At 38.5% G+C, this 13089-nt stretch carries 15 protein-coding genes; 5 read left to right on the top strand and 10 right to left on the bottom strand.

Annotated elements, in window-relative coordinates; translation table 11 throughout:
• Positions 1-127: 127 nt before the first annotated feature.
• Positions 128-1057, bottom strand: a complete 930-nt coding sequence (locus V7161_RS17690) for a carbohydrate kinase family protein (RefSeq protein WP_335714276.1) — start codon at positions 1055-1057, stop codon at positions 128-130.
• 119 nt (positions 1058-1176) lie between these two features.
• Here V7161_RS17690 and V7161_RS17695 point away from each other — a divergent pair, with 119 nt between their 5' ends.
• Both V7161_RS17695 and V7161_RS17700 read left to right on the top strand, forming a co-directional pair.
• Positions 1177-1539: a DUF2243 domain-containing protein gene (locus tag V7161_RS17695; RefSeq protein WP_335714277.1), complete on the top strand. Its 363-nt coding sequence runs from the start codon at positions 1177-1179 to the stop codon at positions 1537-1539.
• Positions 1540-1758: 219 nt separating this feature from the next.
• Positions 1759-2892 carry a CAP-associated domain-containing protein gene (locus V7161_RS17700; protein ID WP_335714278.1) on the top strand — a complete coding sequence of 378 codons (1134 nt, stop codon included), beginning with the start codon at positions 1759-1761 and terminating at the stop codon, positions 2890-2892.
• Positions 2893-2925: 33 nt separating this feature from the next.
• On the opposite strand, the gene V7161_RS17705 is transcribed toward V7161_RS17700, so the two are convergent.
• The gene (locus V7161_RS17705) at positions 2926-3549 is read right to left on the bottom strand and encodes a hypothetical protein (RefSeq protein ID WP_420491632.1); all 624 of its coding nucleotides are present in this window, start codon (positions 3547-3549) and stop codon (positions 2926-2928) included.
• 91 nt (positions 3550-3640) lie between these two features.
• Here V7161_RS17705 and V7161_RS17710 point away from each other — a divergent pair, with 91 nt between their 5' ends.
• Complete coding sequence (locus V7161_RS17710) at positions 3641-5233, top strand: acetolactate synthase large subunit (RefSeq protein ID WP_335714280.1); 1593 nt, start codon at positions 3641-3643, stop codon at positions 5231-5233.
• A 21-nt stretch (positions 5234-5254) separates the two neighbouring features.
• Here the strand turns inward: V7161_RS17710 and V7161_RS17715 are convergent, their stop codons facing one another.
• The gene (locus V7161_RS17715) at positions 5255-5818 is read right to left on the bottom strand and encodes a hypothetical protein (RefSeq protein ID WP_335714281.1); all 564 of its coding nucleotides are present in this window, start codon (positions 5816-5818) and stop codon (positions 5255-5257) included.
• 157 nt (positions 5819-5975) lie between these two features.
• Between V7161_RS17715 and V7161_RS17720 the strand changes: the two genes are divergently transcribed.
• Both V7161_RS17720 and V7161_RS17725 read left to right on the top strand, forming a co-directional pair.
• Complete coding sequence (locus V7161_RS17720) at positions 5976-6170, top strand: alpha/beta-type small acid-soluble spore protein (RefSeq protein ID WP_223590653.1); 195 nt, start codon at positions 5976-5978, stop codon at positions 6168-6170.
• A 126-nt stretch (positions 6171-6296) separates the two neighbouring features.
• A complete protein-coding gene (locus V7161_RS17725) occupies positions 6297-7133 on the top strand; it encodes an SDR family oxidoreductase (protein WP_335714282.1) in 837 nt (278 codons plus the stop codon).
• A gap of 33 nt (positions 7134-7166) precedes the next feature.
• Here the strand turns inward: V7161_RS17725 and V7161_RS17730 are convergent, their stop codons facing one another.
• The 7 genes from V7161_RS17730 to V7161_RS17760 form a co-directional block, all read right to left on the bottom strand.
• Complete coding sequence (locus V7161_RS17730; RefSeq protein WP_335714283.1) at positions 7167-8570, bottom strand: PLP-dependent aminotransferase family protein; 1404 nt, start codon at positions 8568-8570, stop codon at positions 7167-7169.
• Between the two features lie 82 nt (positions 8571-8652).
• A complete protein-coding gene (locus V7161_RS17735) occupies positions 8653-9192 on the bottom strand; it encodes an NADPH-dependent FMN reductase (protein WP_335714284.1) in 540 nt (179 codons plus the stop codon).
• A 99-nt stretch (positions 9193-9291) separates the two neighbouring features.
• Positions 9292-9465, bottom strand: coding sequence for a hypothetical protein (locus tag V7161_RS17740; RefSeq protein WP_335714285.1), 174 nt, complete (start codon positions 9463-9465; stop codon positions 9292-9294).
• Between the two features lie 120 nt (positions 9466-9585).
• Positions 9586-10071: an aminodeoxychorismate lyase gene (locus tag V7161_RS17745; protein ID WP_335714286.1), complete on the bottom strand. Its 486-nt coding sequence runs from the start codon at positions 10069-10071 to the stop codon at positions 9586-9588.
• Positions 10061-10441: a hypothetical protein gene (locus V7161_RS17750; protein WP_335714287.1), complete on the bottom strand. Its 381-nt coding sequence runs from the start codon at positions 10439-10441 to the stop codon at positions 10061-10063. Before V7161_RS17750 ends, V7161_RS17745 begins: the two co-directional genes overlap by 11 nt.
• Positions 10442-10608: 167 nt before the next feature.
• Positions 10609-11541 (bottom strand): aldo/keto reductase, encoded by a 933-nt coding sequence (locus tag V7161_RS17755; protein ID WP_335714288.1) that lies wholly within the window; start codon positions 11539-11541, stop codon positions 10609-10611.
• Between the two features lie 59 nt (positions 11542-11600).
• Positions 11601-12914: an MFS transporter gene (locus V7161_RS17760; RefSeq protein ID WP_335714289.1), complete on the bottom strand. Its 1314-nt coding sequence runs from the start codon at positions 12912-12914 to the stop codon at positions 11601-11603.
• Positions 12915-13089: the final 175 nt, after the last annotated feature.

A 13089-nucleotide genomic window follows, 5' to 3' on the forward strand; every position in this document is an offset into this window, starting at 1 on the left:
CGTACTCCCGCAGGAGTCTTCGCGCCTTCCACTCCAATCAACAGTGTTAAAATTAGAAAATGGCTTTTTGTTCAGCCAGTTCAAAAATGTCCCAGTGACATCATAACGAATTTTCTCGCTTCCACAATTAATTTTGAGAGAAACAATTAATATTGAATGCAGATAAGGAACCTCTTTTGGTTGTCGCGATTGCACCGATTTGATTAGCATATTGAGTATATTCGGTTAATTGTGATAAATCTTGCGGGTTCCCTTTTTCATGAAAACGAAACAATAATGCTGACATAAAGGCATCTCCGGCTCCGGTTGTGTCCACTGCCTTTACTTCGATGCCAGGGACAAAAATGTTCGTTTCATTAAATACGGCGTATGCCCCTTTGCTTCCCATTGTTATAAATACAAAAGGTATTTTCCATTGGGATAATATTTTTATCCCATCATCCATTTTTTCCGTCTCCGTTAAAAAATAAAGTTCTTCCTCAGCAAGTTTTATGATATCTGCAAATGGTAAAAAAGAGAGGACCGTTTTCCGGCATTGATCCTCACTTTCCCAGCGTTTTAAGCGGATATTGGCATCGAAAGCAATAAGAGTATTGGATGCCTTGGTACAGTTGATTGCCGTCCGAGTTGTAAGTTTTGCTGATTCTTGAAAAAGAGTTCCCGAGCCAAAATAGAAGATTTTCGAACGCTCAAATAGTTCACGTTTCAGTTGATTTTCTGTCAAGACTTCATTTGGTGTGGGATTGATATAAGAGTGAAAGTACCGCTCACCATTTTCATTAAGATGAACATAAACTCCACATATTTTTTTGTTAGGAGTTTGGACACAAAATTCAATATTGATATTCTCTTTTTTCAATTCTTGCTCGACAAATTGGCTGGTTTCATCGGTCCCTAATTTACATAAATAATAGGATGGAACCCCTAATCTTCTTGTTCCCGCTGCAACATTAACAGTCGCACCCCCAAGCAGCTTCTCATATTTTGTATTCGATTTATCGATCGAGATGTAATCTACAAACGCTTCTCCCAGAGAAATGACTCCTTGTTTATTCAACTATGCTCCCCCTTTAAAAAGCATTTTAGTTTATCAAAAATTTTTTTATTGTTAACAACATATTTATATTACAATATTATTTTGAGAGAAACTAAATTTTTAATAAGGGAGAATTATTCGTGAAAATACTTGGTGCGATTACAGCGTTTTTTCTAACAGACTTTCTTTTTCATTTAATAGACGCCCTTGCTTTTGGAATGAAAGCCGAAACTGCCGGTCAGCGTATCGGAGCAGTCTTTTTTGGAATTTGTGTCCTTTTAATTTTTATGGCCATTTTTCATCGTTTCTTTTCGAAGGCCTTTTTCAATGGATTCACGGTAGCAACAGGATTATTTTTAAGCTTCGATATTGTGGTCTTCCATTGGATATTCCAGCTTCATCGTATCACCAACGGCCCCGAAGCAAACTGGCTCGAGCCTCTATTTGTATTAATTGGAATCATCTTAGTTTGGTATGGGATATCGAGAGAGAAAGGTAGATAATAGAGTTTTACTCGACAGAAATGAGGCTGGAACAGAAAACACAGGCATATAAAAGCGGTCAATGTTACCGAAATGGAGTTTGAACATTTAATACGGTCACGTAGACCGCTCCTATGTGAATGATACGATGCTTGAACTCTAATTACAGTCACGAAGAGTTGTTACTTTTACATTTTAACTAGATTGGTTACAATTCTAATAGATATGGAGGTGGTAACGATGGTTCGTTTTTTTAAGCTCTGCTCCCTTTTAGTTTTACTTTATTTATTATGGCCCTCACTTGAAAAACAGTTAGATAAAACTGATTTCGAAATAGTGAAGCAACATGCTCAATCAGAAATGACTAGCTTTAAAGATAACCCTGAAGTACTTGCAGTCATAAATTCATTAGGGGAAAATGTTCAACAAATATTGAACGAGATTGGCATACAGTTTGACAAACAGCCACAAATACAACCAGAAAACGAAACAAGAAAAGTTGAGTTAGCACCCCCTACTAATCAAATATTCTCTATTCATAATGTTGAAATTGGCGATAAAAAAGAAAATATTGAACGGAACTTAGGAGCACCAAAGCGTTCATCCTTAAATGAATATGGGGCAAATTGGAATACCTATCATGAAAATTACCATAATTTTTTTATGATAATGTATGATAAAAACAATAAAGCTGCAGGACTTTATACCAACCAAGATTTAATTGCCTCGACCAATAGAATTAAAATTGGGATATCGAAACAAATAGTCCGAGAAAAACTAGGTGATCCCCTTTCCAAAATTCAAAAAGGATTAATCATTTATGAATTGAAGCAGGACAGCGATTATGATGTGTACTTACTTAGTAACGAATATGTGACCATTTTTTACGATAAACACGAGAATAACACTGTAACAGCGATGCAGCTTATCAGCAAAGACTTTGAACAAAATAAAATAGATTTTTACACCAAAGCGAGTACTGAGTTAGAGGAAGGTTTTGAATATCAGTTATTCGATTTGACGAATGCCGCACGTGTAGAACATCTGCAGTCGGTATTAACATGGGATCAGCATGTTAGAGAAACAGCCCGCAAGCATAGCACGGATATGGCTGTTAATAAATATTTTGATCATACAAATCTTAAGGGACAATCACCTTTTGATCGTATGAAGGAGGATCATATTATATTTCAGTTGGCAGGAGAAAATCTTGCCTATGGACAGTTTAGCAGTATTTTCGCCCATGAAGGCTTAATGAACTCTCTTGGGCATCGGGAGAATATTTTACAAAAGGATTATGAGTATCTAGGTGTTGGTGTAGCCTTTAATAATCAAGCACAGCCCTACTATACAGAAAACTTTTTTGCAAAATGAAGGTGTCCCCGAATCAGACCTGGGACACCTCTTTTAATTAAAAATAACCCTAGCTAACTCACCATCCGCATAATTACCTTTTATGCCAGGTTTAGTTTTAAAATAATCATAGATTTCTTGAGCTGTATAATCTTGTTCTAATCCATTAACAATTGTTGTTAAGTAAGCATGTGACGGCTTTTTCCATTCTACGTCTTCCATATCCCAAGGTGCGGTAAAAGTATAGATAGGAAAACCTTTATCTTCGCCTAAGTATAAAACATTCCCATACCATGCTTGCCGAAAAATTTTCGAACCCTTCCTTTTGACCTCGTTTAAATCAATCTCAAATTCCAATCCATTATTTTCCTGTTTAACAACATCCAAAAACTGTTCAGTAGTGATTAAATATTTTTTGCTATAAGTTTTAGCTCCTGTGTTTTGTTTTAAACCAATAAAGGCGACCCCTTTTGACTGCCATTTAGCTGCTTCCTTTGCAAAGTATATGGGTAAATTTATGGTGAAAATGGATTCATCAACTGGTAATGAAGGATCATTACATCCTGGTTCCACTTTAGAAGAGCCTTCAGGCCTGCCGCCCTTGATATAACATAAAAATCGATCGGTATTTATATTGGATCCATAACTTGCATACCAGACATATTGTTTTTCATTCAACATCTATCACCTTTTTTCTATTAATATCCATTATGGTTTTAATTTTAGCATTTTGCTAAAACTACTAACAGCAAATATTTAGGAGGAAAAAATGAAGGTATCAGATGTACTAGTTCAGTGTTTAGAAAACGAAGGCGTAGAATTTGTGTTTGGAATCGTTGGCACGGAGACGCTAGACCTTGCTGATTCGTTATCAAAATCAAAGCAAATTCAGTTTATAAATGTTAGGCATGAGCAAGGTGCTGCTTTCATGGCAGATGTTTATGGACGTTTATCAAAGAAAGCAGGCGTTTGTTTGGCAACGCTCGGACCAGGGGCTACCAATTTAATGACGGGTATCGCAAGCGCACAGCTCGACCATTCTCCATTGGTAGCACTAATTGGCCAAGCGGGCATCGAGCGGCAGCATAAAGAATCCCATCAATATTTGGACTTGGTGAAATTATTTGAGCCTGCCACAAAGTGGAGTACCCAATTGCAAGAATCACCTTCCATCCCTTCCATCCTGCGAAAAGCTTTTCAAACGGCCATGATGGAGAAACCTGGCGCTGTGGCAATTACATTGCCGGAGAATTTTTCAGCTCAAATTATTGCCAACAAACCATTGCCTGTCACTCCATTGCCTGTGTATGTACCTGTGTCGAATGCTTTAATGAAGGCAAAATTCCTAATACAAAATCACAATAAACCGTTTTTGATTATTGGAAACGGAGTCATTAGACAAGATGCAGTTCCTGAGTTGCAAATCTTGATTGAAACCCTTCAATCACCTGCAACTCACAGCTTTATGGCAAAAGGAGTGCTGCCTAAAGATCATACTCTTAATTTTTATACCTTTGGCTTTAAAGAGAACGATGAAGTTTTAACTGGACTAGATGAAGCAGATTTATTAATTGTCATTGGATTTGATTTTGTTGAAAAATTACCAAAGGATTGGAATCAAAAAAAACGGCCAATTTTACATATTGATAGTGTTCCAGCAGAAATAAATGAGTATTATCCTGTTGAAACAGAACTTATTGGAAACTTAAAGGAAACACTTCAATTACTTAATCAGGCTGGGGTTCCTGCTAAATCATGGATACCTGCTGGGAATCTCCATGAACATATTAAAACAGCATATCAAATAAAAAATACGTCCGATTCCAACTCCCTGCCTTTTACAATTGAAGATGTCCTTCAGAGTATTGAAGCAATAGCATCAGACGACACGATTGTGATTTCAGATGTCGGGGCCCATAAGGTTTCAATTGCACGCACTTTTCAACCAAAACGACCGGACCGATTAATCATTTCAAACGGGCTAGCTTCGATGGGAATCGCCTTGCCTGGCGCAATCGGTGCCAAACTTGCTTGTCCTGATGATCCTGTTATTTGTATTACAGGCGATGGCGGCGCATTAATGAATTTTGCTGAAATAGAGACGGCCAAGCGTTTAGGACTCTCCTTCATCATCATCGTTTTAAATGACTCGATGTTAAAGCTAGAAGTGCAGCAAATGAATAAAATGTTTGGACAAAATTATGGTGTAACCTTCGAAAATCCAGATTTTTTGCAATTAGCAGGAAGTTATGGAATCCAAGGAATTCGAGCTAATAACCCAGTTGAATTTGAAACAATTCTAAATGAGAAGCTGCTTTCTTTAGATGGAATTATCTTAATCGATGCAGTAATCCAAAAGTGACGCTACTTCTGATTAGGAAAGTTATAATGCCATAATTGTATTTAATTTTTTAAATATGATTAAGCCGATATCTACCCAAATCCAATTATAAATGAGGGCGAACAAAAAAATACCGCCTGTTGTGGAGATTGAAAAGGTCTCCGAAATTGATGGTCCTAAGACAGGGAACTTAATAACATATAATAGAATCAAAATTCCTATGGTTAAAAAGGATGCACCTGTTGTGATAATAATCCATCTCTTTTTAAAAAAGCAAAAGGCCGCACCGATGCCGAGTCCGATTAGTCCTGTCGTAAACGGGAAGACAAGTAGCTCACTAGGCTGAAGAATGAGTAACAATAAATTCGTAAGTACATACCCCATTGCTCCAAGCGGGAGTGAAAGCATGGAACAGAGTAGAATCGGTGCGGTTGCGAATGGACTGATAAAGTACCCCACTCCTGGCAAAAAGCCCCCTGCTGCTTGCAGTACAGCTGCTATACTAGCAAAAAGAGCAGCTAAGATAAGACGACTAGTTTTAGACTTTTGATTAAATGTTAATTGCGCAGTTCTAATGTCAATGGAAATGTTTCTAATAAAATACATCGGTTTCACCTCGATTTATTATATTAACTGATGAAACCGATGATTCAATTTCCATATTTAGGATTCATTTTATGACCGAATTATGTTTTTTATTTAGGTTAAATTATATACGAGCAATTTAAAATTGCTCAAAAAAATTCGTCGGGAGTGATGTATCATGGCTAGAAACAAACTATTGGTTCCTGGTGCAGATAATGTTCTGGATCAAATGAAAGAAGAAATCGCCAACGAGTTTGGAGTGCAGCTTGGTGCTGATACGACCGCACGAGCAAACGGTTCAGTGGGCGGCGAAATGACCAAACGTCTCGTTGCTTATGCTGAACAATCACTGCGAAATCAACAGAATTTTTAACCTGTGATTTCAAAATTAGGGTGCCCAAATCGGGCACCCTTTTTCTATGACTCCAAATTTTTTCTATACAACTATAAGCGTTATAAGTTTTAATAAAAGAAAAGATTTATATAAAAGGAGTAATACATGAGAAGAAAGACTGCAATCGTTACAGGGTCCTCTAGCGGCTTTGGTTTATTATGTGCAATTGAACTTGCACTTGAGGGATTTTCGGTACTTGCAACTATGAGAGATGTCAAAAAAGCAAAATCATTGTTAGACTTGGCAAAAGAAAAGAATGTATCAGAATACATTAATATTGAACCACTAGACGTTACTTCATCCGTGTCCATTAACCAGTTTAAAACCCTGCTATCAAGCTATCCTTCAGTAGATGTTCTAGTAAACAATGCGGGGTTCGCACTTGGAGGCTTTAGCGAAGAGCTATCGATTGAAGAAATTCGACAGCAATTTGAAACCAACTTTTTCGGTGTCATTGCGGTGACTAATGCAGTGCTTCCATTCATGAGAGCAAAAAGGACAGGTAGAATTATCAATATGAGCAGCATTAGCGGCCGAATGGGATTTCCGGGACTGTCCGCATATTCAGCGTCCAAGCACGCACTTGAAGGATATAGTGAAAGCTTAAGGCTTGAGCTGAAACCATTTGGTATCAATGTCTCCTTAATTGAGCCCGGCTCGTATCAAACGAATATATGGTCTAGCGTTGATCAGATGGAAATCAAGGCAGATTCCCCCTACTTTTCCTATATGAATAGTCTTCTAAATGAAATTGAAAGCGGCAAAACAACTCATGGAAATCCATTAGAGGTTGCGAAACTAGCTGCCCAAATTGCGTCACAGCCAAAATCACCTAAGCTCCGATATCCAATCGGGAAAGACGTTAAGAAAAATCTTTTTCTAAAAAATATACTGGGGTGGGAACTCATTGAAGCGGCCATTTTAAAAACACTAAAACATTAATATTTCCCCCTGTTAATCAGGGGGTTTTGTCTGTTAAAGCTGCCACGCATTTTTTAACAACTGAATCCCATTATCAATTTCATACTCAGATAAACCACCAAAACCCAGAATAACTTTGGACCCATCGACTGAACTTAACTCATAGTCATATGTCGACAAAGGGTATACTTTTACTCCAAGCTTCAAAGCCGAACGAATTAACTCTTTTTCAAGCATATTATTTTTCACATCCAAAACAATATGAAGTCCAGCATTTTCTCCAATTATTTGAACCTTTTCCCCTAGATGTATTTTAATAGAAGCCATTAATGCAGCCTGTTTTTTACGGTATAGCGTTCTCATTTTGTTTAAATGCTTTTGCCAATGTCCATCCTTCATAAAATGATAAAGGGTATTCTGATGAAGCCGCGAGACAGTCTGCTTATAGATGGTAAAGCTTTCTTCATATTTCGAAAGAAGCGAGGCTGGCAAAATCATATAGCTTATTCGAATGGATGGAATCAAGGACTTTGAAAATGTACCTAAATAAACGACTCTTCCATTTGGATCCAACCCCTGCAACGAGGGGATTGGGTTGCCTCTATATCGGTATTCACCGTCATAATCATCTTCAATGATATAACCGCACTGCTCTTCTGCCCATTTTAACAATTCCATTCTCCGCTTTATCGGCATGACCATTCCAAATGGGAATTGATGTGATGGTGTCACGTAGGCTATAGTGGCACTACTTTCTTTTAATTCTTTAAGATTGATCCCACTTTCATCTAGCAAAATGGGAAGCGTACTGACGCCTAAATCCTGTAAGACCACTCTTGTTCGATGGAAACCAGGATTCTCGAGTGCATAGGTGTTTTCTCTCCCAATTAACAAACATAATAACCCTATGAGAACCTGTGTACCTGCACCAATAATAATTTGATTAGGTGAGCACCTAACACCCCTGGATGCAAAAAGTTGTATGGCAATTTGTTCCCGTAAAAGCCTTTCCCCTTTAGGATCGCCGTTATTAAATATCTCTTTTTGATCGTCATACAAAGCTTGCATCGTTAATTTTCGCCAGATAGAAAATGGAAAATGATCTAAATCGACCCTGCCCGAATTGAAATCAATCTTAACATTTGTCTCTGAGGGCTCCTTTACCACTTCTAAGTGAGTTGGATATTTTTGAATGGAAAAAATGTCTTCATCAAATGGTGCTACAAATATCCCTTTCCGTGGTTTACTTTCCACATACCCTTCCGCACATAACTGATCGTAGGCAGCTTGAATAGTATTCAGACTTAACCCCAGGTAATGGGATAAGTTTCGTTTTGAAGGCAATTTGGCCGTCGGTTTGATTCTACCTGATAAAATTTCCTTTTTAACATAATTAGATAATTGGAGGTATAACGGTTTTTCGCTTTTATAATCTAAAACAGGTGTTAGTTCAAGCAAATTATATCTCCTGCCTTTGAAAAAGGTGCCTCACTCCCGTTGCGTTAATACATTAAAGCATTGGAGTCTGGCACCTTAATTTTTATTCTGATATAAAATCAACAAACCGGTCGGTTACATCATCGATAAATTTAAGTGTAGCTTCATCCGCTAACCTTCCAGTTGCATCATCAAATTTAGCAGAAGCTTGATTAATAAGTATTTCGTTGCCCACAGGCGGCAAAAGCTTTACTTGTAAAGCCGTTAAGATTTGACGCAAATGAAGCTGTGCACGAAGTGTTCCCATTAAACCTGTCGCTGCACCAGCCGTCATAACAGGTTTTCCGACTAGTACTTTATCAACACGGGATAACCAGTCAAGTGCATTTTTCAATACACCAGGAATTGACCAGTTATATTCAGGGGTAATGATAATGACTCCGTCAGCCTCTTTTAACTTTCTTTTAAAAACAGTGACTGATTCAGATGGATTAAATTCTGTATCCTGATCATAATGCGGCAGCTGGCCGATATCTAGAATTTCCAAATCAAATTTTTGGGCATGTCTCTCTTGAATAGTGCTAGCTAGCTGCCTATTATAAGAACCTTTCCTTAAACTACCTACAATCGCTACAATTTTCATTTGCCTGTTCACACCTTTTTGTTATGTAATAATAATGATTATAGGGATTATATTTAGAAAGTTCAAAAAAACTGCCTCAAAGTGTTTTGGATTAGAATATTACTGGGTAAACAGAATTTTGATTTCATTTTCGGCCTCGACCATCCTGCCAAATCGATATCCCTCAATTAATACTTTTCGTTCATGTTCACTCAACTGACGCCCCCACTTGGATTCTAAATAGAAAATGACCTCGTTATAAGAAATGTCCGAATAATTAAAAGGTTCGTTCATGTTATCCTCTCCCTCCTTTTCCTAATTACAGTCTTGACAGATTTTAATTTTTTATTTTATCTATAAGAAAAAAGTGCGAAGGTCAACGCTATTTCCGTTGTTCTTCGCACTTTTTTATAATTATTTAAAAATAGTTCCAACGATTTGATCGTAAGTCATATTACTATCTACCACAAATGTACCAGGACGTAATTTGTTCATTAGCCCTCTTTTCTCAATATCTTTGGAGAAGTTGAAGGCATTTGGGACCAAGCCTGCTTTAACTAGCATGTTGCCGACGTCTATGCTGGTCATACCTTCTGATACATTCACGATTAATTTCGTAACCGCTTTTGTCGACTTGGCGTCTTCAGCAGGAGTTTGTTTTTGTGAAGCTGTCTTTGCACCTTTCAGGCTCTTGTCATATTCAGCTTTCGTTTGAATAACATAGCCTGTGGCTGCCAGCTTTTCTTTCATTTCTTTTTCAGATAAAGTGTGGATTTGGATTTCAGCTGGTTTTGCTGATGCTTTCGCGACTTTACTGTTATCAGTAAAGTAAACAGTACCACATATAGCTGTCGTAATAAGAATTCCGGCTGCAAAGCTGCTTAATAAGTTAATTCTCATTGGCAACTTTTCTCCCTTCATCCTTTAATTCCTGATAAGGGGCAACAATCTTGTCGATGTCACTGACGGACACTTGTTTCATTTCTGCAATGCTTTCCAATGAATAATTGCGACTAAATAAATCCAGCACTTCACGCTTAAGAACTATTTCCTCAGAAGTGAGTTGAACCCCTGCTTCTTTCATCAAGACTACATTGTCAAGCTCAAGATTCCGTATGGACTCCTGTAAAGAATTAATTTCTTTCATCGTAGATATATGAATCAAATCAATTTGATTATGTTCTACCTTTGCAGCACGTGTAGATTTTAAAATAGAAAAGATTAGTAAGAAAGCGGATATCACAAACAATCCGGCAAAAGTCCATTCCATTAAAATATTCCTCCTTGTATTAATAACAAGTTTTTATTATACAGCCAAAATATTAATTTATTGTTACAAAACGCAAAAATGCGTAAAAAGTCGCAGTAAATTGGCAGATTGAGGGGAAATAGAAAAAAGTGGGGATTGCCCCCACTTTTGAAATAGATATTTTATTATTAGGAAAAAATCCGATCAATAGCTTGAATTTCTTCAGCAGTCAGCTGGACTTCTAAGGTTTTTAGATTATGAAGCACTTGTTCTGCCCGCTTGGCACCTGGAATTATGACATCAATGGCCTCCCTGGTTAAGTACCAAGCTAGGACGACATGAGATACTTCCACTTCTTTTGCCAAGGCAATTTGACGAACCTGCTCTATTTTTTCCAGATTCAGTTGATACCTTTCACCCTGGAAATTCGGTCTCTTTTGATTCTTTTCACTTATTTCGGTAGTTTTGTCATATTTACCGGTCAATAATCCTGAAGCTAGCGGGTAGAACGGAACAAAGGAAATCTTGTGTTCTATCATGTATGGAAATAAGGCTTTCTCTGCCTGGCGGCTCAAGAGGTTATACTCCCCTTGAAATACATCAACATAACCATCTTTATTAGCTTCTTTTAACTGATCCATCGAAAAATTTGATACACCAATCGCTCTGATTTTTCCTTCATCCTTCAATTGTTTCAATGCCCCGACCGCTTCATCCTTCGGCGTATCATTATCAGGAAAATGAATATAAAATAAATCGATGTAATCCGTCTGTAGGAGTTTTAAACTGTCTTCGACGGATTGCTTTAAGAAGGCAGGTGAGTTGTCCAGCACAATGTCTTTCCCGACAAATTTATGAGCCGCTTTGGAGGCAATGACAATATCTGAACGATTTCCGCTTTCTTTTACCACTTCACCAATAATTTCTTCAGAGCGGCCTATACCATAAATGAATGCTGTATCTAAGAAGTTAATTCCATTTGCTAGACCTGCACGGACTAAATCCCTCCCAGCTTCCTCATCGAGGTTTGGAAATAAGTTATGCCCTCCTACAGCATTGGTTCCGAGTCCAATAGGATTAACATATAAATCTGTCTTACCAATCCGGGTTTGCTTCGCCATTTACCAATCATCTCCTTTTGTCTTCATAATAACAAACACAAACAAAAAATATAAATGATTTAGCTTTGCCTGTAATTTTTAGAACGTTTAGACCAGATCACGACTGGGATAAGCAGCAGTGAAAGGAAGCCGCCGGCCAGAGAAAGTGTAGTATAACTTGATTGTGCTACAACAATTCCTGAAAGTGCTCCCCCTGATGCACCAGATAAAGCAATGAAGACATCTACCGTCCCCTGGGTCTTTGCACGGGTAGACGGATGTGTGGCATCCACGATGAGTGCGGTTCCACTTATTAATCCAAAGTTCCAGCCAAGCCCAAGCAAAGCGAGGGCAATGACTAGGAGCATCATGGAATCGGAAGGTGCACTCGCAGCGAGAACGCCAGCCGCAAGGAGAGTGGCTCCGGAAGCGATAGCCATCGCTGTACGTCCCATCTTATCTACTAGAATACCAGTTACCAATGATGGCAGGTACATGGCGCCAATATGGATACCAATAACCAATCCTACTTCATTCAAGCCATGTCCATGGTGCTTCATTTGAACAGGTGTCATAGTCATAATCGCAACCATTACCATTTGGGTTAATATCATTATGGCAGCCCCTACCACAATGCCCCGATTTTGTATTTTTACATTATTGCTATTCTCAACAAAAACATGCTCTTCATCTGTTCTTTTCACAGCTCTTATGACTTTCGCGACTTCAAGGGGATCTGGGCGAAGAAAAGCTGCAAGCACTAAACCAGCGAGAAGAAAAGCAGCAGCGCCTAAAATAAAGGGGCCGGCTAAAGCAGGAACACCGATTGATCCAGCAAACCGGCCCATGACACCTACTAAATTGGGACCTGCTACCGCACCAAACGTGGTCGATACCAATGCTATGCTGATGGCAGTTGCCCGCTGTGAGCTGGTGGCCAAGTCGGAACCTGCATAGCGTGCTTGCAGGTTCGAAGCACTACCAGCTCCATAGATTAAGAGAGAAAAAAATAGCAGAAAGACATTATGGGTTAATGCTGCTAAGATTACCCCAATTGCACCAAAACCGCCAGTCATGAAGCCCGCCGCAAGTCCCGTTCGGCGTCCAAAACGTTGGGAGAGCCTCCCTACAATGAGTGCAGCCCCAGCAGAACCTAAAGTTAATAAGAACGCCGGAACCCCTGCAAAACTATCCGAACCTAGCATGTCCTGTGCAAGGAGTGCTCCTACAGTAATTCCTGCTGCGAGTCCGGCTCCTCCAAAAATTTGGGAAATGACTACGATAATCAAAGTCCGTTTATATAATTGCCTTTGCTTTTCAGGAGAATCAATGTAACTTTGTAACCAGGCTGGATGACTCTCTATAGCTTTGGATTCATCAGAATATTGATTCATCACTTGTCCCCCTTTCTTAGGAATTCTTTATACACTTATCTCCTATTATATTACATTAAAAGAGGAGAAAATCAGTTTTTGAATGGTCTTCTTATTTTTAGAAATAAGCCTTAGATCGGCGCTTCTGTTATACAACATGCAACATCTGTACTATATCAATCCAAGTATATTATTG

Source organism: Neobacillus drentensis (assembly GCF_036965425.1).
GTDB classification, from domain to species: Bacteria; Bacillota; Bacilli; order Bacillales; family Cytobacillaceae; genus Neobacillus; species Neobacillus drentensis_F.